Source organism: Halomonas sp. NyZ770 (genome assembly GCF_020616575.1).
Classification (GTDB): Bacteria; Pseudomonadota; Gammaproteobacteria; order Pseudomonadales; family Halomonadaceae; genus Vreelandella; species Vreelandella hamiltonii.
The window spans coordinates 2,419,006-2,441,367 of record NZ_CP085143.1; the positions used below are offsets into that span (position 1 = coordinate 2,419,006).

The 22,362-nt window shown below is 60.2% G+C and carries 21 protein-coding genes; 7 read left to right on the forward strand and 14 right to left on the reverse strand.

What is annotated here, in order from left to right:
• Positions 1–194: 194 nt before the first annotated feature.
• The 3 genes from LG409_RS11140 to LG409_RS11150 form a co-directional block, all read right to left on the reverse strand.
• Positions 195–962: an SDR family NAD(P)-dependent oxidoreductase gene (locus tag LG409_RS11140; protein WP_189464157.1), complete on the reverse strand. Its 768-nt coding sequence runs from the start codon at positions 960–962 to the stop codon at positions 195–197.
• Positions 963–993: 31 nt separating this feature from the next.
• On the reverse strand, positions 994–2,670 hold the full coding sequence (locus LG409_RS11145; RefSeq protein WP_227406674.1) for an AMP-binding protein: 1,677 nt from the start codon (positions 2,668–2,670) through the stop codon (positions 994–996).
• 249 nt (positions 2,671–2,919) lie between these two features.
• Positions 2,920–3,483 (reverse strand): TetR/AcrR family transcriptional regulator, encoded by a 564-nt coding sequence (locus tag LG409_RS11150; protein WP_016914316.1) that lies wholly within the window; start codon positions 3,481–3,483, stop codon positions 2,920–2,922.
• A 127-nt stretch (positions 3,484–3,610) separates the two neighbouring features.
• Between LG409_RS11150 and LG409_RS11155 the strand changes: the two genes are divergently transcribed.
• From LG409_RS11155 to LG409_RS11175, 5 genes are all read left to right on the forward strand, one after another.
• Positions 3,611–4,798 (forward strand): acetyl-CoA C-acyltransferase, encoded by a 1,188-nt coding sequence (locus LG409_RS11155; RefSeq protein WP_227406675.1) that lies wholly within the window; start codon positions 3,611–3,613, stop codon positions 4,796–4,798.
• 146 nt (positions 4,799–4,944) lie between these two features.
• Positions 4,945–5,664, forward strand: coding sequence for an arsenical resistance protein ArsH (gene arsH / locus LG409_RS11160; RefSeq protein ID WP_227406676.1), 720 nt, complete (start codon positions 4,945–4,947; stop codon positions 5,662–5,664).
• Between the two features lie 13 nt (positions 5,665–5,677).
• Positions 5,678–6,751, forward strand: a complete 1,074-nt coding sequence (arsB, locus tag LG409_RS11165) for an ACR3 family arsenite efflux transporter (RefSeq protein WP_227406677.1) — start codon at positions 5,678–5,680, stop codon at positions 6,749–6,751.
• Positions 6,752–6,764: 13 nt separating this feature from the next.
• Positions 6,765–7,169 carry an arsenate reductase (glutaredoxin) gene (gene arsC, locus LG409_RS11170; protein WP_016914320.1) on the forward strand — a complete coding sequence of 135 codons (405 nt, stop codon included), beginning with the start codon at positions 6,765–6,767 and terminating at the stop codon, positions 7,167–7,169.
• 28 nt (positions 7,170–7,197) lie between these two features.
• The gene (locus tag LG409_RS11175; RefSeq protein ID WP_026001749.1) at positions 7,198–7,512 is read left to right on the forward strand and encodes a CC/Se motif family (seleno)protein; all 315 of its coding nucleotides are present in this window, start codon (positions 7,198–7,200) and stop codon (positions 7,510–7,512) included.
• Here LG409_RS11175 and LG409_RS11180 read toward each other — a convergent pair.
• The 9 genes from LG409_RS11180 to LG409_RS11220 all read right to left on the reverse strand — a co-directional run bounded on the left by LG409_RS11180 (position 7,477) and on the right by LG409_RS11220 (position 17,804).
• Complete coding sequence (locus tag LG409_RS11180; protein WP_227406678.1) at positions 7,477–8,628, reverse strand: MFS transporter; 1,152 nt, start codon at positions 8,626–8,628, stop codon at positions 7,477–7,479. The genes LG409_RS11175 and LG409_RS11180 overlap by 36 nt on opposite strands.
• Positions 8,625–9,848 (reverse strand): organoarsenical effux MFS transporter ArsJ, encoded by a 1,224-nt coding sequence (arsJ, locus tag LG409_RS11185; protein ID WP_016914322.1) that lies wholly within the window; start codon positions 9,846–9,848, stop codon positions 8,625–8,627. Before arsJ ends, LG409_RS11180 begins: the two co-directional genes overlap by 4 nt.
• Positions 9,841–10,872: an ArsJ-associated glyceraldehyde-3-phosphate dehydrogenase gene (locus LG409_RS11190; protein ID WP_016914323.1), complete on the reverse strand. Its 1,032-nt coding sequence runs from the start codon at positions 10,870–10,872 to the stop codon at positions 9,841–9,843. Before LG409_RS11190 ends, arsJ begins: the two co-directional genes overlap by 8 nt.
• A 129-nt stretch (positions 10,873–11,001) precedes the next feature.
• Complete coding sequence (gene pstB, locus LG409_RS11195; RefSeq protein ID WP_227408113.1) at positions 11,002–11,748, reverse strand: phosphate ABC transporter ATP-binding protein PstB; 747 nt, start codon at positions 11,746–11,748, stop codon at positions 11,002–11,004.
• A 90-nt stretch (positions 11,749–11,838) separates the two neighbouring features.
• Positions 11,839–13,197, reverse strand: coding sequence for a phosphate ABC transporter permease PstA (pstA, locus tag LG409_RS11200; protein ID WP_039182616.1), 1,359 nt, complete (start codon positions 13,195–13,197; stop codon positions 11,839–11,841).
• A gap of 6 nt (positions 13,198–13,203) precedes the next feature.
• Positions 13,204–14,598, reverse strand: coding sequence for a phosphate ABC transporter permease subunit PstC (pstC, locus tag LG409_RS11205; protein WP_308428151.1), 1,395 nt, complete (start codon positions 14,596–14,598; stop codon positions 13,204–13,206).
• An 87-nt stretch (positions 14,599–14,685) separates the two neighbouring features.
• Positions 14,686–15,705: a substrate-binding domain-containing protein gene (locus LG409_RS11210; RefSeq protein ID WP_227406679.1), complete on the reverse strand. Its 1,020-nt coding sequence runs from the start codon at positions 15,703–15,705 to the stop codon at positions 14,686–14,688.
• Positions 15,706–15,873: 168 nt separating this feature from the next.
• Positions 15,874–16,596: a sulfite exporter TauE/SafE family protein gene (locus LG409_RS11215; RefSeq protein ID WP_039182659.1), complete on the reverse strand. Its 723-nt coding sequence runs from the start codon at positions 16,594–16,596 to the stop codon at positions 15,874–15,876.
• A 32-nt stretch (positions 16,597–16,628) separates the two neighbouring features.
• Positions 16,629–17,804: a multidrug effflux MFS transporter gene (locus tag LG409_RS11220; protein ID WP_227406680.1), complete on the reverse strand. Its 1,176-nt coding sequence runs from the start codon at positions 17,802–17,804 to the stop codon at positions 16,629–16,631.
• Positions 17,805–17,966: 162 nt separating this feature from the next.
• Between LG409_RS11220 and LG409_RS11225 the strand changes: the two genes are divergently transcribed.
• Together LG409_RS11225 and tal are read left to right on the forward strand one after the other, a co-directional pair.
• Positions 17,967–19,622, forward strand: coding sequence for a methyl-accepting chemotaxis protein (locus LG409_RS11225; RefSeq protein WP_227406681.1), 1,656 nt, complete (start codon positions 17,967–17,969; stop codon positions 19,620–19,622).
• Positions 19,623–19,647: 25 nt separating this feature from the next.
• On the forward strand, positions 19,648–20,586 hold the full coding sequence (gene tal, locus LG409_RS11230) for a transaldolase (protein ID WP_039182601.1): 939 nt from the start codon (positions 19,648–19,650) through the stop codon (positions 20,584–20,586).
• A gap of 72 nt (positions 20,587–20,658) precedes the next feature.
• On the opposite strand, the gene LG409_RS11235 is transcribed toward tal, so the two are convergent.
• Positions 20,659–21,174: an STAS domain-containing protein gene (locus LG409_RS11235; protein ID WP_039182597.1), complete on the reverse strand. Its 516-nt coding sequence runs from the start codon at positions 21,172–21,174 to the stop codon at positions 20,659–20,661.
• Positions 21,164–22,357 (reverse strand): PP2C family protein-serine/threonine phosphatase, encoded by a 1,194-nt coding sequence (locus LG409_RS11240; RefSeq protein WP_227406682.1) that lies wholly within the window; start codon positions 22,355–22,357, stop codon positions 21,164–21,166. The genes LG409_RS11235 and LG409_RS11240 overlap by 11 nt, the downstream gene beginning before the upstream one ends.
• Between the last annotated feature and the right edge of the window lie 5 nt (positions 22,358–22,362).

Genomic DNA, 22,362 nt, shown 5'->3' on the forward strand with positions numbered 1-22,362 from the left:
TACTCAACAGGCGCTTTCAAACACATGTTTGAAAATTAGCGCGCACGCCCGACGCCGTCAAGCAGTCGTTTGAATTAAACCGCCAAACCGGCTACAACTTTGGTCTTTACCTTATTAACACCATGTTTTTTAAAATGAAAAAACCTGCCCAAAAACTACGGGCAGGCTTTCCATCAGAGCTTACTGAGCGCGGATCACTGCATTCTGATACCACCGTCCAAGCGAATCACTTCACCATTGAGCATCGGATTGGTAATGATCTGCTCGGCCAGCAGCGCGAACTCGTCAGGCTTGCCCAAACGCTTGGGAAAAGGCACCGCAGCGGCCAATGCCTGGGCAGCTTCGTCCGGTATCTCGCTCATCATGGGGGTTTCGAATACCCCTGGCGCAATGGCCATGACACGAATGGCGTGACGCGACAGCTCTCTGGCGGCAGGCAAACTCATGCCCACAACCCCTGCCTTGGAGGCACTGTAGGCGCACTGCCCGACTTGCCCATCGAACGCGGCAATCGATGCGGTATTGATAATGATGCCCCGCTCACCCCCTTCGTCTGGCGGATTGCTGGCCATGGCGGCGGCCGCCAGACGCATGACATTGAAGGTACCTACCAGATTGATCTGAATGGTGCGCGCATAACTCTCAAGGTCTGCCGGGTTGCCTTGCCGATCCACCAGCTTGGCCACGCTGACCACGCCCGCACAATGAACCACTCCCGAAAGGCCGCTTTCGCCCCCCAGCGCAACGGCCTTGTTCACCGCCACCTGCATGTCGTCGGCGGAGGTAATGTCGGCGATGCAGGCGTGCGCCTGAGACCCCAGCTGCTCGGCAAGGTCCGCAACACGATCACTCATGTCGCACAGCACCACCTTCCCACCCGCCTTTACCAGTCGTGCTGCCGTCGCCGCGCCTAGCCCCGAGGCCGCCCCGGTAATCAAAAACGTACGATCCTTTACCTGCATGGCACTCTTCCTCTGAATGATGTCCTGTGAATCATGAGCTGTGGCGCACTTGCTCGGCGGCTTGAGCACGCAGTTTGAAGCGCTGAATCTTGCCGCTGGGCGTTTTGGGCAGCTCATCGACGAACTCGATGACCCGAGGAAAAGCGTGGGTAGAGAGCCGCTCGCGTACCTGCTGGCGAATCTCCTCCGCCAGCGCATCGCTGGGCTCGAAGCCATCGCGCAACACGATGTACGACTTGATGACTTCGCCACGAATCTCATCCGGCTGCCCCACGGCGGCGGACTCGGCCACCGCCGGGTGCGTCATGACGCTATTCTCGACATCCGTTGGTCCCACTCGGTAGCCCGCCGTGGTAATGATGTCATCATCACGGCCAGCAAACTGGAACGACCCATCTTCATTACGAATGACCACATCGCCGGTCAGGTAGTAGCCGTTGACGAAGGGGTCTTTCTCCTGCCAGGTATAGCCTTGGAAAAAGTGGGCTGGCGAGCGTTTGATATCCACTGCCAGTACGCCAGGCTCGCCGGGCGGCAGCTCGTTGTATTCGGCGTCGAGAATGGCCAGACGATAGCCCGGCATCGGGACGCCCATGGCCCCCACGTGCTTGGGGTGGCCCAGGGAGTGGTGGTTGTTACAGGTCATGCCCGTTTCTGTCTGGCCATAGTGATCCATCACCGGACAGCCCAATGATTTTTCTACCCAGGTGACCACCTCGGTATTGAGCGGCTCTCCGGCGGAGCTGGCCGCCCGTAGCGTCAGGGTCTGGTGAGCGTCATCGAACAGGCCAGACGCCTTCATGAGGCGGTAGGCCGTCGGCGCGGCAGCGAAATTGGTGATCTGATGACGCTTCATGAACGCCAGCGCGCCTTCGGCACTGAAGCCCGCTTCGCAAAAGTGTGTCGTTACCCCCAACAGCAGCGGCCCGGCAATGGCGTAATACAGGCCGTAGGCCCAGCCAGGGTCGGCCATGTTCCAGAAACGATCCTCCTCGCGCAGGTCGACCGCCAGCTCCATGTAGAGCGCAAAGGCCGTCATACCCGACAGGGGCACGGCAACGCCTTTGGGCTTGCCGACCGTCCCCGAGGTAAACATCTGCAGGAACGGCTGATCCGGCGACAGCCGGGGCGGGGTATCGCTGATTGACGTATACGTCAATGCCGCCTGCCAATCATGATCCTGGGCATGCTCGCGGGTAGCGCCACCCACGGCCAGCACCGGCGGGCACTGGCTCAGGCCATCGAATTTATAGCGGTTGGCGTGATCGGTTATCACCAGCCTGGTATCTGCCCGCCCCAACCGATAATCAACCGCATCGGGCCCAAACGCGGTAAAGAGCGGCTGGTAGACCGCCCCAATCCGCCAGGTGGCGAGCACGGCCACCAGCAGCGCTGCCGAGCGCGGCAGCATGCAGGCAATGCGGTCACCCTCCCCCAGCCCCTGGCTTTTCAGCCACCCTGCCAGATGCCCACTCAGCTGCTCCAGTTCGGCATAGGTCAGCGTGTGGGTTTGGCCTTGGGTATCCTCATGCACCAGCGCCAGCACATCACCACGGCCCTGGCGTAAGTGCCTTCCACAGCAAGCCTCGTAGGCATTCAGGCACCCATCGTGGTGGTCATCCAGCCTGGCGACGACGCTATCTATTGAAAAATCCTCGAGAAATGTCGAATACGCGGGAAGTGAGGTTGCTGCTGATGTCGCTGTCATGACGGCTCTCTTGTGTTGTTGGTCGTGAGCACTCGGACAGGCAGGATTCCACGTAGTATTGGTGTTATTGTCCGTTTACGTTAACGGAAGCCTACCGAATAAACCAACGCTAAAAGCATTTACTCAAGAGCGCAAGCCGCAAGCTGCTCGACAGGGTTAGACGTTGGTCGATCAGACAGCGGTTGGAGAAGCCAGAGGGGCCTAGAACTGTCGAGAAAAGATCAGCGAGAAAGGAGCATCAAGACAGAATTACCGAGACAGGATCATCGCGACCAGCTCATCGGCCAGGTCGTCCGGGGTGCGCGGGCCATTGGGATCATACCAGCGAACGGTCCAGTTCAAGGCGCCAAGAATAAAACGTGAAACCAGAAAGCGGTCTCCATGAATGAGCCCTGCTGCCAGAGCATCGTCGATCACCTCGACCCACATGGCCTCGTAGGCATCGCGCAAATGGCTCAAGTGAGCGCTGGCCGCAGGGTCCAGGCGACGCCATTCGAACAGCGCTACCACATGGGCATTACGGTCGGCAAACAGCGTGTCGAGGTGCGCGCGCGCCATGGCATGCAATCGCGCCTCTGGCTGATCGGGGCACGCCTGTAGCGCTGCTCTGGCGATGGTCAGTGCGTTCTGCGTGCCCTCCTCGATCACCGCTGCCAGGATTTCCTGCTTGTCCTTGAAGTGGTGAAACAGACTGCCAGACTTGATGCCCATTTCCTGGGCCAGCATGCGCACCGTGGTGCGGTCAAAGCCCTCTTGAACGAATAGCTGAGCGGCTAAGCGTGTCAATTCCTTGCGGCGAGGAGAGGCATTCATTACATTCATGTCATTTACACTAGCGCTTGCTTGGTTACTTAGGAGAAGACCACAGCCCCGCCAGCGGGTCAACGCATCGCTAGCCGCTCAGCACGATAATCACAAAAAATCTATCAGGAGATAGGCCATGAGTAACGCTACCGACATCGTCTTTTTATCCGCCACCCGCACCCCTATGGGAGGCATGATGGGCAGCCTTTCCACCTTGAGCGCACCGGAACTGGCCGCTGTGGCCATACGCGCCGCCATCGAGCGAGCAGGCATCGACGCTGCGCTCGTCGAAGAGGGCATCATGGGCTGCGTTCTGCCTGGCGGAGTCAAGCAAGGTCCGGCACGCCAGGCCATGCGGCAGGCAGGCATTCCCGATGCCAATGGTGCCACGACCATCAACAAACTCTGCGGCTCTGGCATGAAAGCGGCCATGTTGGCCCATGACCTGATCAAGGCAGGCAGTGGAGAAATAGTGCTGGCGGGCGGCATGGAGTCCATGTCGAATGCCCCCCATGTGCTGACCAAAGCACGCGGCGGCTATCGTCTGGGCCACGGTGAGCTGAAAGACCACATGTTTCTCGATGGCCTGGAAGATGCCGAAACCGGCAAGCTGATGGGGGTCTTTGCGCAAGAGGTGGCCACCGAGCGTGGCTACACCCGTGAACGGCTGGACGATTTCGCGATTGCCTCGCTGGAACGGGCCATGGCCGCCACCAACCATGGCAACCTGGATGCCGAGATGGCGCCCGTCACCGTGACGACCCGCCAGGGTGAAACCGTGGTGTCCCACGATGAGCAGCCCTTTCAGGCCAAACTGGACAAGATTCGTCAGCTGCGCCCAGCGTTTGCAAAAGATGGCACCATTACCGCCGCAAATGCGAGCTCGATCTCCGACGGCGCCTCGGCGCTGATTTTATCGAGCCATGAAGCAGCACAGCGTCACGGTGTCAAACCGTTGGCCAGAATACTGGGGCATGCCACCCACTCGCGTCATCCCAGCGAATTTACCATCGCACCGGTAGGAGCCATCGAGAAACTGATGAAAAAGCTTGGCTGGGGCGTCAAAGATGTGGACCTGTTCGAAATCAACGAAGCCTTTGCGGTCGTCACGCTGATGGCCATGGATGATCTGGGCCTGCCTCATGAAAAGGTCAACGTGTTTGGCGGCGCCTGTGCCCAGGGGCATCCCATCGGCTCTACCGGCTCACGCATCATCGCCACGCTGATTCATGCCTTGCGCCAGAAAGGCGGCAAACGCGGCATCGCCAGCTTGTGCATTGGTGGCGGTGAAGCAACCGCCGTGGCGGTCGAGCTGATCGACTGATTCACAGCGCGCTTCATGGCGGCAGCAATGAAGCGCGTCCAGCCTGTGGCCCATGGCTGGCAACATGATGGGTGTTGCCACAAAATATATATGAAAATTCATATATCAATGCCAAAATGAAAGACATCGTTTTAACGGACCTTCACATGGCACACTTCGACACCTTACCCAACCTCGACCCTGCCCTGTTCAAGATTCCCAGCCCGGAATCCCTGGGGTTGACGAGTAACGACCTCCCTTCCCCCCAAATCCTGCTGCTGTATGGCTCGCTACGCAAACGCTCCTTCAGCCGCCTGGTCGTCGAAGAAGCTGCGCGCCTGCTCGAAGCCATGGGGGCTCAAACACGCATCTATGACCCCAGCGGACTGCCTCTCCCCGATGCCGAGGATGCCAGCCATCCCAAAGTGGAAGAGCTGCGCACGCTGGCCCAGTGGGCGGAAGGCATGGTCTGGTGCTCCCCCGAACGACATGGCGCCATGACCGGCATCATGAAGGCACAGATCGACTGGATTCCTCTGGCACTGGGGGGTGTCAGGCCCACCCAAGGCAAGACACTGGCGGTCATGCAGGTGTGTGGCGGTTCCCAGTCGTTCAATACGGTGAATCAGCTGCGTATTCTGGGTCGCTGGATGCGGATGCTGACCATTCCCAACCAATCCTCGGTGCCCAAGGCCTTCATGGAGTTCGATGACGACGACCGCATGAAACCCTCCCCTTTCTATGACCGCATCGTGGACGTCATGGAAGAGCTGATGAAATTCACGCTGTTGACCCGAGAGCGCAGCGACCTGCTGACCGACCGCTATTCCGAGCGCAAGGAGAGTGCCGAAGAGCTCTCCCGACGGGTCAACCAGCGCGCCATTTGAACGAGGAGTGAACATGACACAGCCACAGCCAGCCACCCCCAGCAGCGCCGACATGGGACTTTTCGAGCGCTATTTGTCGCTCTGGGTGGCCATTGCCATCATGGTCGGTATCGCCGTGGGTCAATGGGCGCCCCAGATACCGGAAACCCTGGCGCGCTTTGAATATGCTCAGGTGTCGCTGCCCATCGCCGTGCTGATCTGGGCGATGATTTTCCCGATGATGGCCCAAATCGATTTCAGCGCGGTCGCCGGTGTGCGCCGTCAGCCCAAGGGGCTGACCATCACCACCACGGTCAACTGGCTGATCAAGCCATTCACCATGTTCGCGCTGGCCTGGCTCTTCTTCATGGTGATTTTCCGCCCGTTCATCCCTGAAGCGTTGGCCAACCAGTATCTGGCCGGAGCGATTCTGCTGGGGGCCGCCCCCTGCACGGCCATGGTGTTCGTATGGAGCTACCTGACACGGGGCGACGCGGCTTACACCCTGGTACAGGTAGCGCTGAATGATCTGATCATGCTGTTTGCCTTTGCCCCCATCGTGGTTCTGCTGTTGGGCATCTCGAACATCCAAGTCCCGTGGAACACGGTGCTGCTCTCGGTCGTTCTCTACATCGTCATTCCCCTGGCCGCTGGCTATGTCACTCGCAAAGCGCTGATGGCCAGAAAAGGCGCCGAATGGTACGACAAGGTGTTCATGAAACGCCTGGCCCCGGTCACCCCCATGGGCCTGATCGTCACGCTGGTCTTACTGTTTGCTTTTCAAGGCGATGTCATCCTGAGCAATCCGCTGCATATCGTGCTGATTGCCATTCCGTTGATCATTCAGACCTTTCTTATATTCTTCATCGCCTATGGTTGGGCCAAGGCGTGGCGCGTACCACATAATATCGCCGCACCGGGGGCGATGATTGGTGCCAGCAATTTTTTTGAACTCGCCGTGGCCGCCGCCATCGCGCTGTTTGGCCTGCAGTCTGGAGCAGCCCTGGTCACTGTGGTCGGCGTGCTGGTAGAAGTGCCGCTCATGCTGGCCCTGGTGCGTATCGCCAATAAGACGCGCGCGCATTTTCCTGCAGCCCAACCCTCCTGATGAGGACCCCACCATGATCGTGATCTATCACAACCCTGCGTGTGGCACGTCGCGTAATACGCTGGCCATGATCGAAGCATCGGGAGAAATACCGCAGGTGATCCACTACCTGGAAACACCGCCCAGCCGAGAGCGGCTGTTGGCACTGCTGGCCATGATGCAGCTGCCCCCCAGGGCGCTCTTGCGCCAGAAAGGGACGCCTTATGATGAACTGCAGCTCGACGACCCGACGTTGAGCGATGACCAGCTCATCGACGCCATGATGGCTCACCCGCTGCTCATCAACCGGCCCATCGTCAGTACGCCCAAGGGCACGCGATTATGCCGCCCATCCGAGCAGGTATTGGCACTCCTGGACCACCCTGTTGCACAATTTACCAAGGAAGACGGAGAGACCGTCTACTATCCCCCCACCTAACGGCCCGGCATGGGCAGCCAGGAGCGTCATGCGTCAGGTCATCGAGATGGAGCACCCTGCCGTGGCATTCATCCAGCAGCACGGAGGCGTGGTGACGGTACGCCGTTCACCACGTCATGGCTGCTGTGGCGGGACGGCACATATCGCCGTGGCAGAGCTGGGCGCGCCAAGCGACACATCGGCCTTCGAATATCATCAGTTGCCAGAGGCCGGCCTCTGGATAGAGCCGTCCCTTGCCTGGCAAGGCCTGCGATTACGAGTGGAAGGATGGTGGAAATTCAGGCGGCTGTTCCTGGATGGCGCCCCGTTAACGCCGGGGAGCCGGGATACTCAGCAGCGCTAGCGTGGCTGCCAGCATGAGCAGCGACGTCAGCCATAGCGCGGATGCGCCCCACTGGTCGATCAGCAGCCCAAACAGCAGCGGCGCCAGGGCCTGCAAGGCCCGAGCGGGCATCATGATGAGCCCCTGCCTGCGGCCAAACCCCTGCGGGCCAAACAGTGCCAGGGGCAGCGTCCCCGAGGCAATCGTCATCATGCCGTTACCCGCGCCATGCAGCAACGCAAACCCGGCGGCCGGCATGCCGAAAAACGTCAGCAACCCGGCGCCCACGGGATGCAGCGTGGTAGCGATCCTGCCTGCGAACAAGGGGTGAAAACGGCGCAGCAAAACGAACTCCCCCATGCGCGCCGCTACTTGCGCAGGCCCCACCAGAGTAGCCGCTGCAATCGCCACCGACAGAGAAACGCCACTCTCCTGCAGCAGCCTGGGAAGGTGGGCGGCCATGGCCGTGGAAACGAACCACCCCGCCGCGAACACGTACGCCAGCAGCAGCAGGGTAAAACGCGGGCGTTCAGGCGCCTCAGACGCAGGGCTCGACACGCTGGAGAGCGCTCGCTCGGCCTTGGGCAAGCGAGCGTTCAAGGGCATTCCCAACACGACATGGGCCAGCGCCCAGCTGGCGCAGGCAGCACGCCAGCCCCACTCGCTCTCGATGAAGGCAGTGATGGGCCAGCCAAGAGTACTGGCAAATCCTGCCACCAGGGTCACGCCGGTAATCGAGGCCCTGGCGTGACTCCCCAGCAGCCGCCCCAGCGTGGCAAAGGCCGCATCGTAAAGACCCAGCGCCATGCCCACGCCCATCAGCAACCATGCCAGCACCAATGTCACCGCCCCTTGTGCCAGCGCCAGTGCCAGCAAGCCCACCGCCATGATGGCGTTCGAAGCCATCAGCACACCGCGCCCGCCCTGGCGATCGATCAGACGCCCGACGCTGGGTCCCAACATGGCGACCAGCAGCAACGCAGCCGAGAAGGCGCCAAATACCCAGCGAGTGGACAGCTCCAATTCCAGCGCCATGGGCACCGCCAGAATGGCGGGCAGATAGTAGCTGGATGCCCAGGCAAGGGTCTGGGAACTCCCCAGGGTGAGCGTCAGGCCAGCGCCAGGCGAGCGAATCACGCCACCTGCCTGGGCAACGCCAGTGCCATGAGCGCGCTGGCAGCCACCAGCGCCGCCGCCACCCACAGGCACGCGCTCAAACCATAGGCCATGTAGAGCCACCCCGAGAGCAACGTGCCGACCAGGCGGCCCATGGCGTTGGCCATGTAGTAGAAGCCTACGTCCATGGACACGCCATCGGCACGGGCATAGTGGACGATCAGATAACTGTGCCAGCTGGAGTTGACGGCAAACAGCACGCCGAAGGCCAGCAGCCCCACTACCAGCCACCCCACCTGTGCCAGGGGCAGCAGAGCCAGCAGAATGGCGAGCACGGCAAGCGCGGCGGCCCAGCCAGCCGTGAGCATCCGAGCGTCTCCACGGAACAGTGCGGTGAGCCTGGGCGCCTGGGTCTGCACCCCGCCGTAGCCAATGATCCAGGCGGCCAACAGCCCTCCCACGGTCCAGTGGCTCCAGCCATGTTGATCATAGAGGAAGACCGGCAAGGCCACGACAAACCACACGTCCCGGGATGCGAACAGGCAGAAGCGCGCCGCCGAAAGCACATTGATGGCGCGGGACTTGGAGAAAATCTCGGAAAACTTTGGCTTGACCTTCTGTTTGCCGAGGTCTGCCTTCAACCGCCACAGCGACAGCCCCAGCACGGCACCCAGCATCAGCGCCATGGCCACCACCGCGCCGCGAAAGCCGATCAGCGTCAACAGCACGCCGCCTACAAAAAAGCCCAGCCCTTTCAGGGCATTTTTGGAGCCGGTCAACATCGCTACCCAACGGTACAAGGCACTGTTGGCATTGGCGCTATCAGCCGGCACCAGCACTTTCACCGCGCTTTTGGCGCTCATCTTGTTCAGGTCTTTAGCAATACCCGACAGCGCCTGAGCCGCCATGACCCAAACGACGGTGAGCATCCCGGCAGGCACCATGAGCATGGCAAGCGCCACGATCTGCAGCCCCAGCCCCACGTTCATGGTGCGGTTGAGCCCCAACCGCGCGCCCAACCAGCCGCCTACCAGATTGGTCACCACGCCAAACGCTTCGTAGAACAGAAACAGCATGGCGATTTGCAGAGGCGAGTAACCCAACTGGTGGAAGTACATCACCACCAGCATCCGCAGGGCCCCATCGGTGATGGTAAACGCCCAGTAGTTGCCCGTGATCAGCATGTACTGGCGCACTTCGAAAGGCAGTGCGCCGATGCGTGCCCTGAGCGACTCAGCCACGGCGCGCCTGCTCCTTGCCCACCTTCCAGGCCAGCTCTGCGGTACGGTTGGCATACCCCCACTCGTTGTCGTACCAGGCGTAGAGCTTCAGCTGCGTACCATTCACGACCATGGTCGAGAGCGCATCGATGACCGAGCTGCGCGGGTCGGTGCGGTAGTCGATGGACACCAGCGGCCGCTCCTCGTAACCCAGAATCCCCTTCAAGGGCCCCTCTGCGGCCATCTTGAGCGCCTGATTGACCTCCTCGACGGTCACTTCGCGCTCGAGCTCGAACACCATATCGGTCAGCGAGGCATTGGCCAGCGGCACGCGAATCGCATGGCCGTTCAGCTTGCCGGTCAGTTCGGGAAAGATGGCGGTGATCGCCTTGGCCGAACCGGTGGTGGTGGGAATCAGGCTCATGCCGCAGGCGCGCGCCCGGCGCAGGTCCTTGTGCGGTGCGTCCAGAATCGTCTGGGTATTGGTAATGTCGTGCACCGTGGTCATGGAACCATGACGGATGCCAAACGTTTCCAGAATGACCTTGACCACGGGGGCCAGACAGTTGGTGGTGCAGCTGGCCGCAGTGACGATGCGGTGCGTAGCGGGGTCGAACAGATGATCGTTGACGCCCACCACCACGTTGAGCACGCCCTCCTCCTTGACCGGCGCACTGACCACTACACGCTCGACCCCCTGATCCAGATAGGCCTGCAGCTTCTCCGTGGTTTTCATCTTGCCGGAGCATTCGATCACCACATCGCACCCGGACCAGTCACCTTCGGCAATCGTCTTGTGGGCACTGAAGGCGATGGTACGGCCATCGATGGTGATCGCCTCCGGGGTAGCGTCAATGCCCTGCCCCGGCGCCCACTGGCCATGTACCGAGTCGAACTCCAGCAGGTGAGCAAACGTCGCCGCATCGCCGCCCGGGTCGTTGATGCGCACCAGGGTTACCTCGTCGGCAGCGGCTCGCGCCCACAGGCTGCGCAGTGCCAGACGACCAATACGGCCAAACCCGTTGATACCAATGCGTAGTGACATGCTGAACCTCCAGAGCCAAGTGAATCGTCAATATATGAAAAATCATATATTAAAAATCAAAAAAAACCAGCCATCGAACCCGCAGGCGGCCACGCCCCCTGCGGGTACCCCGTGATCAGTACGTCGTGATCACCCGAAGCGCCCCGTGATGTAATCGTGGGTACGCTGGTCTTGCGGGTTGGTGAAGATCTGGTCGGTGGTGTCCACCTCCACCAGGTCCCCCATGTGGAAGAACGCCGTACGGTCGGCCACCCGTGCGGCCTGCTGCATGTTGTGGGTCACCATGACGATGGTATAGCTCTCGCTGAGCTCATCGATCAGCTGCTCCACCTTGGCCGTCGCGATGGGATCGAGGGCCGAGCACGGCTCATCCATCAGGATGATGTCCGGGCTGACGGCCACAGTGCGAGCAATGCACAGGCGCTGCTGCTGACCACCCGACAACCCGGTGCCCGGCTGATCCAGTCGATCCTTGACCTCTTCCCAGAGCCCGGCACGGCGCAGGCTGCTCTCGACGATGTCGTCCAGCTCGGCCTTGCGCTTTGCCAGACCGTGCAGACGCGGGCCATAAGCGATGTTTTCATAGATCGACTTGGGGAACGGATTGGGCTTCTGAAACACGATGCCTACCTGGGCACGCAGCAGTACCACATCGCGATCCGGGGCATAGATATCCTTGTCATCCAGGGTGATCTTGCCCTCGACCCGACAGATGTCGATGGTGTCGTTCATGCGGTTCAAGCAGCGCAGAAAGGTGGACTTACCGCAGCCAGAAGGCCCGATGAATGCCAGCACTTCGTTTTCGTACACGTCCAGACTGATACCGTTGATCGCTTGGCTGGCACCGTAAAAGACCTTGACGTCCTGGGCGCTCATCTTGACCTTGTCGGTGGCTTTACTGGTGCGGCTCTCGCCAGCGCCTACGCTCACCAATGGGGATGTCTTGGGCTCTGTTGAAGTATTCACTTACCACCTCGTCTCGAATTTTTTACGCAGCCAGATTGCCAGTGCGTTCAGGCTCAGCATCAACCCCAGCAGTACAATGATGGCCGCTGACGTACGCGCCTCGAAGAAATTACGCAGCTCGTTACCCTGCCATAGATAGATCTGTACCGGTAGCGCAGCCGACTGCTCCAATGGCGTGCTGGGCACGTTGGACACGAACGCATTCATGCCGATCAGCAGCAGCGGCGCCGTTTCGCCCAGCGCCTGGGCAACGCCCAGAATGGAGCCCGTCAGGATACCCGGCAGTGCCAAGGGCAATACATGGTGGAAGACCGTCTGCACTTTCGATGCGCCGATCCCCAATGCCGCCTGGCGAATGGAGGGCGGAATCGAGCGCAGCGATGCCCTGGTAGCGATGATGATGGTCGGCAAGGTCATCAGCGTCAGCACCAGCCCGCCCACCAGCGGGGCCGACAGCGGCATGCCCAGATAGCCGATGAAGATGGAAGCCCCCAGCAAGCCGAACACGATGGAGGGCACGGCTGCCAGATTGTTGATATTGATCTCGATGAGATCGGTCAAACGGTTCTTGGGCGCGAACTCTTCCAGGTAGATGGCGCTGGCTACACCGATGGGGACCGAAAGCGTGATCACGATCAGCATCATGAACAGCGACCCCATGAAGGCCCCTGCCAAACCCGCCGATGCAGGCGAGCTGCGCGAGTCGGTGTTCAGGAACAGCGACGTGCTGAAGGAGTTGCGGATGACGTTCTCGTCGTAAAGACGGTCGGCCCATTCACGGGTCTGAGCGCTCAACTGCTGACGCGCATCCGGCAGCGAGCGGTCGATATTGCCCTTGATCCAGACGTCGACGTTGGCCGCCGCCAGCATTTTCACTTCCACGGTCTGGCCCAACAGGGAAGGGTCCTTGATGAACTGCTCACGCAGCGAGAAACGCTCACCCGATGCCACCAGGGCACGCAGATCACGTAGCTGTCGAGGCTCGACCTCGACCCCCAGCGCCTCTTCCATGGCGCGGTCGATCAATGACTGCCAGTTGACCAGTCCTGCCTGGGTCAGCCACGCGGAATAACGCTCGTTGAACGCCGACTGGCTTTCACCGCTGGCGCGCACCGGCTTCTCTTCCAGCTGGATCACTTCGGGGTCGAAGTACACCTCCGGGTAGAGCGTCGCTTGCCAAAACGCCGGCACACCGCGCATCAGAATACTGATGAACAGAATGGCGACCAGGGTCAGGCCGGTCACGACGGCGGCCAACCCGGCAAAGCGAAAACGCTTTTCCTGACGATGACGTCTTGCCAGCGAGTTTTCGATCGTTGTCAGGCGATGCTGACGGCGCTGCTCAATCGTAATAGACATGGTCGCTTACTCGTATTGCTGGCGGTATTTACGCACCACAACCAGTGCGATGACGTTCAGGCCCAGGGTAATGACGAACAGCGTCAAGCCCAGAGCAAAGGCCACCAGCGACTGCGGGCTGGCAAAATCCATGTCCCCGGTCAACTGGTTGACAATGGTCACGGTGATGGTCGATACCGCCTCGAACGGGTTACCGTGAAGTACCGGGTTATTACCGGCCGCCAACACCACGATCATGGTTTCGCCGATGGCGCGGCTGGCCGCCAGCAGAAAGGCACCGACGATACCCGGCAGCGCCGCAGGCAATACCACCTGGCGAATGGTCTCGGACTTGGTTGCCCCCAGCCCCAGCGCACCATCTCGCAGTGACTTGGGCACCTGGGTAATGATGTCGTCAGAGAGTGACGATACGAACGGAATGATCATGATGCCCATCACCAGGCCCGCGGTGAGCGCGCTGGTGGTACGAATATTGATGCCGACCATATCGCCCAGGCTGGAAAGGAAAGGCCCGATGACGATCAAGGCAAAAAAGCCGTACACGATGGTCGGGATACCCGCCAGAATTTCGATGATCGGCTTGGCCACGTTACGCAACCAGGGGGGCGCGTATTCGGCCATGTAAATCGCCGTCATCAGCCCCACGGGAATCGCTACCAGCAAGGCAATGATGCTCACCATCATGGTGCCCCACAGCAGCGGCAGCAGGCCAAACTCACCCTGTGCATCGGTTCCCGACGTGCTGAAACGCGGATTCCAGGTCGTACCCAGGAAGAACTCTGCCGGGCTGATGAAGCTGAAGAACTTCAGCGCTTCGCCCAGCATCGACAACACGATGCCCACCGTGGTGAAAATCGCGATGGCGGAGCAGGAGGCCAGCGCAATGGAGATGACGCGCTCGACATGATTACGCGCCCGCCACTGAGGGGAAATACGCCGCCGGGCAAACACCAGCCCGACCACGGCCACCACGGCCATCAGCGCGATCAGCGTGGTGTTCTGGAAGGTCTGCAGGCGCGCCATGTGTGCGGCCGCGGCCAACTCCTCGGCGCTTCCCCCCCCAGCCACGTTACGTTCATTGGCCAGCGCGGTGATACGCCGTAACAAGGTATTCATTTCACGTTCGCTCATGCCTGCCACCAGCTCGGGAGGCAGTTGCTGAACGACCAGCATGTCAATCAACTGTGGTGCCAACAGCGACCACAATACAAACAGGGCAAGCGCTGGCAGCCCACACCACAGGGCCACCAACGCTCCATAATAACCGGGGCGCGAATGCATTCTGACATCGTGCTCTGCCGCAACCGCGCGACTGCGTGTCAAACCCAAGTGGTAAGCCAAGGCCATTATCACGAGTAGCGTGGCTATCAAGGCAATGTTACTCATTCTCTCTCCGCCCATGATTTCCTACGTTCAAGCGCCAGCACCATTTCCATGATGCCGGCGCAATACCTACCTGATCACCGCTGTGAAGCGATGGCGGCAGTCTTACTCTTCAACGCTTACCACGGTACGGGCCTGGAACTGAGCCAGTGCTTCAGCACGCTCTTCTTCGCTCATCGGGATCAGACCAGCGTCTTCCAGCGGGCTGCCGAAACCAGAGATCATGTCGTTCAGGAAGAACTCGGTGTACTCGGCCAGACCAGGAATCACGTCCAGGTGCTCGCCCTTCACGTAGAAGAACAGCGGACGAGAAACGGGGTATTCGCCAGAACCGATGGTTTCCAGGCTGGGCGTCACGCCATCCACAGTGGCCACTTGCAGGCGGTCACGGTTCTGGTCATAGAAGCTCAGACCGAAGACGCCAACGGCATCGGCCTGGGCATCCAGACGAGCCAGCGTTTCGGTGTAGTCACCGGCGATCTCGACGATACGGCCATCGCCACGCAGTGAGTTACAGGCATCGCCTTCTACGTTGGCGTCGCTTTCACAGCCAGCGTGGATGACTTTCTCTTCGAATACTTCACGGGTGCCGTGGTTGGAAGCCGGAATCACCAGCACGATTTCCTGGTCGGGCAGGCTGCTGTCGATTTCGTTCCAGCGGGTGTAGGGATTGTCGACCAGCTGACCATCTTGTGTGACTTGAGCGGCAGCGGCTTTGAATACGTGCTCAGGCGTCAGAGCGAACTCTTCACGGTCGATACGCGATGCAAACACGATACCGTCGTAGCCGAACATCACTTCGAGGATGTCGTTGACGCCATTTTCGTTACAGTTGGCCACTTCGCCACTGCGGATGGCACGAGAAGAGTTGGCGATGTCGATGGTGTTTTCACCAACGCCCTGACAGAACTGGCGCAGACCGCCACCGGAGCCACCAGAGCCTACCACTGGGGTGTTGAACTGAGAGTAGGTGTTACCAAACTCTTCCGCCACGATGCTGGCAAACGGCAGTACAGTTGAAGAACCTGCAATCTGCACGGTGTCACGAGCAACGGCAGCCGTCGATACGCCGGTAGCCAGTGCGGCAGCCACTACAACACCAAGTGTCTTTTTCGTTACTTTCATCGTCGTGTCCCCTTTGGTTTCATGCCTGGGCTATTCGATTTGAGCCGTTCGGCAATGTTGGCGATTGGCCTTTCACACCGAGGAGTTTGCACAGCGACGATTGCAGAAATATGACAGCGGTAATTTTTTTAGCGAGGAATGTTAACGAAGCGTTGGCCTGGGGCCCTATCACAGCAGCAAGCCCAGCGCCGCCAGCGTACACAGGGCCAATGAACAGCGTTGTAGCAGCACTTTATCCAACCGATGGGCCACCGCATCGGCCAGCGCATTGCCGATCAATACGGCAGGCAGAAACGTCAGCGCCAGCTTGAAATGCCAGATGCTGAGCTGCCCCGCCAGGGCTAGCGTCGCCAGGGTCAGCAGCGAGGTGATGACGAAGAAGGCCGCCAGATTGCCGCGCATGCGATCCGGCGAGAAGCCGTGCATCAACAGCACGATGGGCGGCCCACCAATGGCCGCCACGGTGCCGAAGATGCCCGACAGTACACCGGCCACGAACAGCGTGACGCGATTCACCGGCAAATGAAAACGGCACAGCGTCACGCCTACCGCAAACAGCACGATAGCGGCAATCAGCGTTTCCAGCACGGCCATGGGCGCCGCCAGCAGCAGCCAGATTCCCAGCCCGTTACCCGGCAGCCGCCCCACCAGTGCCACGCTGATCTCGCGCAGATGCACTTCGTGCCAATAGCGCCGCACCATCATCAGTGAAACCGTAAAACCGAACAGCACCAGCACTACCGGCACCAGCCGTGGCTCCAGCATCAGCAACAGCGGTGCCCCGACGACCGCCAGGCCAAACCCCGTAGCACGCTGTACGAAGGCCCCCAGCAGCAGCACGCCGGCACAGGCCAGCCATGTCGCTAGAGAAATTCCCAAGGAGAGCTCCATGGTGAGCGCCAGCCATTCGAGCTCCGCCACGCCTAGACCGCCTGGGTGAGCTTTCTCACCCCGATGTTACCCAGCAGCGCCGCACCCAGCATGGTCAGCACCATCGGCCAAAGATGCTCTACCTGGAAGAGCCCCACCAGCACACCCGCCAGCGCGCCACAGCTGAACTGAATGCCCCCCAGCAGCGCCGTGGCCGTGGCGCTGATATGGCCGAAATGATCCAGCAGCGACGAGATGGCGTTGGGTGTGATCAGCCCGATCATGCCGGTAAACAGCATCACCAGCGCCACCACGACCGGCAGCGTGGCCAGATCGAAGGCCGTTGCGGCCACCAGTGCCAGCGCGGCACATAGCTGCACCGTCAAGCCAAAGCGCAGGTTCTGCTGGGGCGTGCGCTTGCGCAGCAGGTGGATATTCAGCCGGTTGGAGAGCGCAAGCATGATCACGTTGACCCCAAATACCAGCGGGTAAACGCCTGGAGAGAGGGAGAAGTAATCGAGATAAAGAAAGGGCGACGCCGTCACGAAAGCAAACAGACCCGCAAACGAGGCTGCCACGGCGCAAATGTAACCCATGCCCTCTCGGTGACGCAGCACGCTGGCGTAGTTACCCAGCACCTGACGAGGGGTTGCGGCGGGCAAACCGGGGTCGCGGGTTTCAGGCAGGCGCGTCCCCAACAGCCAGAGCAAAAAGCCTGCATAGACAGCCAGAAACACAAAGATCAGCCACCAGCCTGCAATATGCAGTAGCAGGCTCCCGACCGCCGGCGCCACCAGCGGTGCCAGCATCATGATCATGGCCATGGTGGACATCACCCTGGCAGCCTCACGCCCGCTGAAACAATCCCGTACGATGGCCGCCGAATTGACCACGCAGGCTCCCCCGCCCAGCGCCTGCACGAACCGCCATGCCAGCAAGGATGTCAGGCTATCGGCGGTGGTGATCATCAAGCTGGCCAGCATGAAGACCACCAGCCCGCTGAGCAGCACAGGTTTGCGCCCCATGCGGTCCGACAGCGGGCCAAAACAGAGCTGCCCCAGCGCAAAGCCGAACAGAAACATGCTGATGGAAAGCTCAGTATGGTGAATGCTGGCACCGATACTTTCCGCCAGCACTCCCATGGCAGGCAGGTAGGCATCTATTGCAAAAGGGGCCAACGCCGTATTGGCCGCCACCAATAGCGCTACGCGACGCGGATTGAGTTCCATACATCTCCTTGAAAGCTACGCTGGTTGGCCGCTCGCTGGCCACTTAGATAGGACGCTAATCATACACACAACCCCAGAATCGCGCATCGCCCACTCAGAACTGAAACATTTGCCCACTAAGCTGCCCGTCATGATTCAAATGACGCTGTCCTGGGGGCCACGATGATACTCAAAAAGCTGGAAAACATTTCGCTACGCAATCTGAGCCTTGCCGCGCTGCTATTGATGGCAGGCTGCCTGCTGATGTTCGCCGCACTGGCCTGGCATATCATGCAGCAGAGCCAGCGTGACCTGGCTTCTCTTGAGCAGGTCAATGTTCAGCAAGCCTCCTCGCTGAATCGGCTGCACATTGCCAGCCTGGAAGGTCTCAATCGCATGGACCGTGCCCTGGAGCGCCAATTGCGTCCGTCGCTCGGGGACCCCATCGCAGCGCTGGAAGCCGTCGAGTATGAATTGAACGAGATGTCCCAGGCGCTTGAAAGCTTCCTGCAGGCCACTCAGGACAGCACCTATTCAGCGTTGCGCGACGCCATTGGTGAGCGCGCCAACCAATTGCTGGCCAGTATGGATGCCCAGCGCAACGCCATTACCACCGGTGACCGCAGCGGCTATCGGCAAATCACCCTGGAAGCCATGGATCATAGCGAGGCCCTGGCAGGCCATGCTCGGGCGTTTTACCAGGTAGCCGACCAGCAGGGTGTCAGTCTGATGCAGGACGCCGAGCAGCGCGCAGGTATGGTGGCCGCTGGGCTGGCACTGGGCATGGCGGCCTCCCTGGCCCTGATGGGCGCCTTGATCTGGCTGGGCCACTTCCAGTTGCTACAGCCCATCCGCCACTTGATCGGCCACTTTCGTCATATGGCCGAAGGAGACCTGAGTGCCGAGGTTCCGGCCCGTGGCAACAACGAAATCGGCCAGCTCTATGCAGCCCTAGGGGTCATGCAAAACTCCCTGATCGAGACCGTCAAGCAACTGCATGACAACAGCCAGCACGTGTTCCAGAGTGCTCAGCGGCTGGCTCTGGGTAACGAGGACCTGGCCACGCGCACCCATCAGCAAACCACCTCACTGGACAACACGGCCACCAACGTACATACCCTGACCAATAGCGTGGCCCACACCGCCGAGCATGCCCTGAAGGCCAAGGAACTGACCGAACACGCCACGACACAAGCTCAGCAGAGCCACCACACCATGGAAGCCTTTCTGTCGACCATGGAAGAGATCGATGCCCACGCCAAGCAGGTCAACGACATCGTCAACGTCATCAATGGTATTTCGTTCCAGACGAACCTGCTGGCCCTCAACGCGTCGGTGGAAGCGGCCCGTGCGGGCGAACAGGGTCGTGGCTTTGCCGTGGTGGCCGCTGAGGTGCGTTCACTGGCCACCCGCAGCGCAGAAGCTGCCACTCAGATTCGCAGCCTGCTGGCCTCTTCCAATACCAGTATCGAGCGCGGCAACCAGCTTTCCCGAGATGCCAACCAGCAGTTCGAGGAGATGGTCGGCTCGATCTCCACGACTCACCGATTGATTACCGATATTGCCGAAGCCGCCCACCTGCAGCACCAGAACATCGAAGAGATCAACGAGACCCTGCAGGAGCAGACCCAGGTAACCCAGGCCAATGCGCTTCAGGTGGATGCCACCGCGCAGGATGCCATGTCGCTGGAGTCGGCCGCCGAAGGCATGCGAGAGCAAGCGGCCCGATTCAAGATCAGCCAGCGGCCCCAGGCCGTCGGCTATCAGTGGCGAGCAGCGGATTCTTCATCATCGTCACCGATCAAGCATACTCAACGCGAGCCAGCCTTGTTAGAGTAACCATGACTCATACAAGGAGCACTGCATGGCCACTAGCCTATTAAGCCAATTGAAAGAGATGACCACCGTGGTGGCCGATACCGGGGATCTGGAAGCCATTCGTCGCTTCCAGCCCGAGGACGCCACCACCAACCCTTCGCTGATTCTTCAGGCGGCCCAGCAGGAGGAGCGCCGCGCTCGCCTGGCCAGTATCGCCAAGGAGAGCACCGACCTGGATGACGCGGTCGATCGGGTGGCAGTGGATATCGGTAGCGAAATCAGCAAGCTGGTTCCCGGTTATGTATCCACCGAGGTCAGCGCGCGTCTCTCTTTCGACAAGGAAGCGACCATCGCCAAGGCCCACTCGCTGATCGAGCGTTATGCCGAGTACGGCGTGGGCCCCGAGCGTATTCTGATCAAGATGGCCTCGACCTGGGAAGGTATTCAGGCCGCTCATCAGCTGGAGCGCGACGGGATTCGTACCAACCTGACCCTGCTGTTCGGCTTTGCCCAAGCCCAAGCCTGCGCCGATGCTGGCGTCACGCTGATCTCGCCTTTCGTGGGGCGGATTCTGGATTGGCACAAGGCGCGCCAGCCTGATGCCGACTTCAGCGGCGCACAGGACCCGGGCGTACAGTCGGTCAAAGGAATTTACGAGTACTACAAAGGCCACGGCTACCCCACCATCGTGATGGGTGCCAGCTTTCGTAACATCGGTGAGATCCAGGCGCTGGCAGGCTGCGACCGCCTGACCATCTCCCCTGCCCTGCTCAAGGAGCTGGACGAGATCGAAGCCGACCTGCCCCGCCAACTCAGCCCCCTTGGCGCCAGCAGCTCACCGGAAGAAGCCTTGGCACAAGCCGATTTTCGCTGGGCAATGAACGAAGACGAGATGGCCACCGACAAGCTGGCCGAAGGGATTCGTAAGTTCATGGCTGACCAGCGCAAGCTGGAAGAACTGCTGAGCACGCTGAGAAAGGGCTAGGCTGCGACTTTTGCACGCCTGCTCACCAGGCGTCTGTGAACAGCCCTCTGGCGCATCACTGGCCAGAGGGCTTTATTTTGCAGGAGCCCCCTGGGCTTCCAGCATCTCCACCAGCGGCTGAAACTGCTCGCGGTTATGCTCGTTCATGTGCATCAGGATACGGTGCGCTTCCAGAATACGGCCGCGCAGCCCCTCTTCGTCAGCGGGCTCCTCGGGCAGATCTTCCAGTACCGTCTCCAGCGGTGCCGACGGCTGAATCGGTGCCGACATCAGCGTAAAGAAACGCGCAAAACCCATCACATCCAGCATCTGCCGGACATCCGGATTATCCGCGATGATGGTTGGGGGCTGTTCCAGACGACCTTTGACGGCCATGGCCACCTTGGCGAGAAAACCCAGCGCCGTCGAGTCGACGTTCGTGGCCTCACGCAGGTCGATCATCACGGCACGCAGGCCTGGCGTTTCCGCTAGACGCTGTGCTTGGGTATCGAGTGTGGCGCAGAGCGTGAGTCTTACATCACCACACAGCTTTAAAACAAAAACACCGGAGTCGAACGCCGCCTTGATGCGGCCCTCTTCAATCAGCATGACCAAATCCGCTCACCATCATGATTGTCAGGTCATCGGGTAAAGCATCGCGGTCCTGGTTCGCCTCATCTTCCTCGTCGCCCCCACTCAGGAGCGAGTTGGTGTTGGCTAGCCGGTCTCGCAGCTGCTCAAGCGTGACACTTTCGCTTACTAGTTGCTCAAGTTCCGTGAGCCGCGTGTCGAGCGTCTTACCCGGCAAGCATTCCAATACACCATCTGAACACAGCCACAACCTGAAGTCGGCTGGCAGCGGACAGCTAAGCGAAGGATACTCCACATCAGGGAAAAGGCCTACAGGCATTCCTTCCCCCGCCAAACGCGTCAGGTTGCCATCCGCCATCAATAGCGGCATGGGAAGCTGGGCGCCGAGCGAATAGTGCAGAGTCTTTTCCTCATGGTCAATAACACCGACAAATAAAGTGGCGTGTTTGCCGATGTCGGTATCCTGAAGTTCACGGTTCAGGGCCGATAACCAGCGGGGCGGCAGCGCCTGAGGGTCCTGACCGTCCCACTCGTTCAACCAGCGGTTGCAGAGATATTTCAGCAGCACGGTCACGAAGGCCGAGGAGGCCCCGTGGCCGGATACATCGGCAAAATAGAACACGCTGAAGCGGTCGTCGTAGCGCTGGTAGTCAAGAAAATCGCCCGACAGATAGAGCGACGGCGCAAACCAGTAATCGTAATAGACGCCGCTGATCACCTTGGGCCTTGGCGGCAGCAGACGGCGCTGGATATGTCCACCACTCTGCTGATCCATTCTCAGCAGGGCCAGATGCGTTTCCAGGCTTTCGTTCAGCTCCGCCAGCCGTTGCCGGTCACGATCACGCTCCTGGGCCAGTTGATGCAGCTCGATGGCCTTGCGGATCATCCTGCGCAGCAATTCGGTATGCCCGAGCGGGTGGACGATGTAATCCACCAACCCGGCGTCGATCGCCTTGATCAAATCCGCATCCTGACGGGTATCACTCACGACCAGTGCGGGCAGGCGATGGGCCAGCTGCGACCACTGCTGCCTGGGCACTGCTCTGGCATGGGCAACGATCAGCGCGGTGCCCACCGGCAGATGATCGATATTGTCTGCGGCAAACACCCACATACCATCACAGGTAATCGCCTCGGCCAGCGCATCACGCTCGCTACCGGGCTCATCGATTACCGCGATCAACTGCTTTGCGTGATCCATGTCTA

Coding starts and splice junctions, on each gene's coding strand:
- LG409_RS11190 (WP_016914323.1), bottom strand. CDS start 10,872: ATGTCACTACGCATTGGTATCAACGGGTTTGGCCGTATTGGTCGTCTG.
- LG409_RS11150 (WP_016914316.1), bottom strand. CDS start 3,483: ATGAATGCCTCTCCTCGCCGCAAGGAATTGACACGCTTAGCCGCTCAG.
- LG409_RS11225 (WP_227406681.1), top strand. CDS start 17,967: ATGATACTCAAAAAGCTGGAAAACATTTCGCTACGCAATCTGAGCCTT.
- LG409_RS11145 (WP_227406674.1), bottom strand. CDS start 2,670: ATGACAGCGACATCAGCAGCAACCTCACTTCCCGCGTATTCGACATTT.
- LG409_RS11210 (WP_227406679.1), bottom strand. CDS start 15,705: ATGAAAGTAACGAAAAAGACACTTGGTGTTGTAGTGGCTGCCGCACTG.
- LG409_RS11155 (WP_227406675.1), top strand. CDS start 3,611: ATGAGTAACGCTACCGACATCGTCTTTTTATCCGCCACCCGCACCCCT.
- LG409_RS11140 (WP_189464157.1), bottom strand. CDS start 962: ATGCAGGTAAAGGATCGTACGTTTTTGATTACCGGGGCGGCCTCGGGG.
- arsB (WP_227406677.1), top strand. CDS start 5,678: ATGACACAGCCACAGCCAGCCACCCCCAGCAGCGCCGACATGGGACTT.
- LG409_RS11220 (WP_227406680.1), bottom strand. CDS start 17,804: ATGGAACTCAATCCGCGTCGCGTAGCGCTATTGGTGGCGGCCAATACG.
- arsH (WP_227406676.1), top strand. CDS start 4,945: ATGGCACACTTCGACACCTTACCCAACCTCGACCCTGCCCTGTTCAAG.
- LG409_RS11215 (WP_039182659.1), bottom strand. CDS start 16,596: ATGGAGCTCTCCTTGGGAATTTCTCTAGCGACATGGCTGGCCTGTGCC.
- pstB (WP_227408113.1), bottom strand. CDS start 11,748: ATGAGCGCCCAGGACGTCAAGGTCTTTTACGGTGCCAGCCAAGCGATC.
- pstC (WP_308428151.1), bottom strand. CDS start 14,598: ATGGGCGGAGAGAGAATGAGTAACATTGCCTTGATAGCCACGCTACTC.
- LG409_RS11240 (WP_227406682.1), bottom strand. CDS start 22,357: ATGGATCACGCAAAGCAGTTGATCGCGGTAATCGATGAGCCCGGTAGC.
- LG409_RS11235 (WP_039182597.1), bottom strand. CDS start 21,174: ATGCTGATTGAAGAGGGCCGCATCAAGGCGGCGTTCGACTCCGGTGTT.
- pstA (WP_039182616.1), bottom strand. CDS start 13,197: ATGTCTATTACGATTGAGCAGCGCCGTCAGCATCGCCTGACAACGATC.
- arsC (WP_016914320.1), top strand. CDS start 6,765: ATGATCGTGATCTATCACAACCCTGCGTGTGGCACGTCGCGTAATACG.
- LG409_RS11175 (WP_026001749.1), top strand. CDS start 7,198: ATGCGTCAGGTCATCGAGATGGAGCACCCTGCCGTGGCATTCATCCAG.
- tal (WP_039182601.1), top strand. CDS start 19,648: ATGGCCACTAGCCTATTAAGCCAATTGAAAGAGATGACCACCGTGGTG.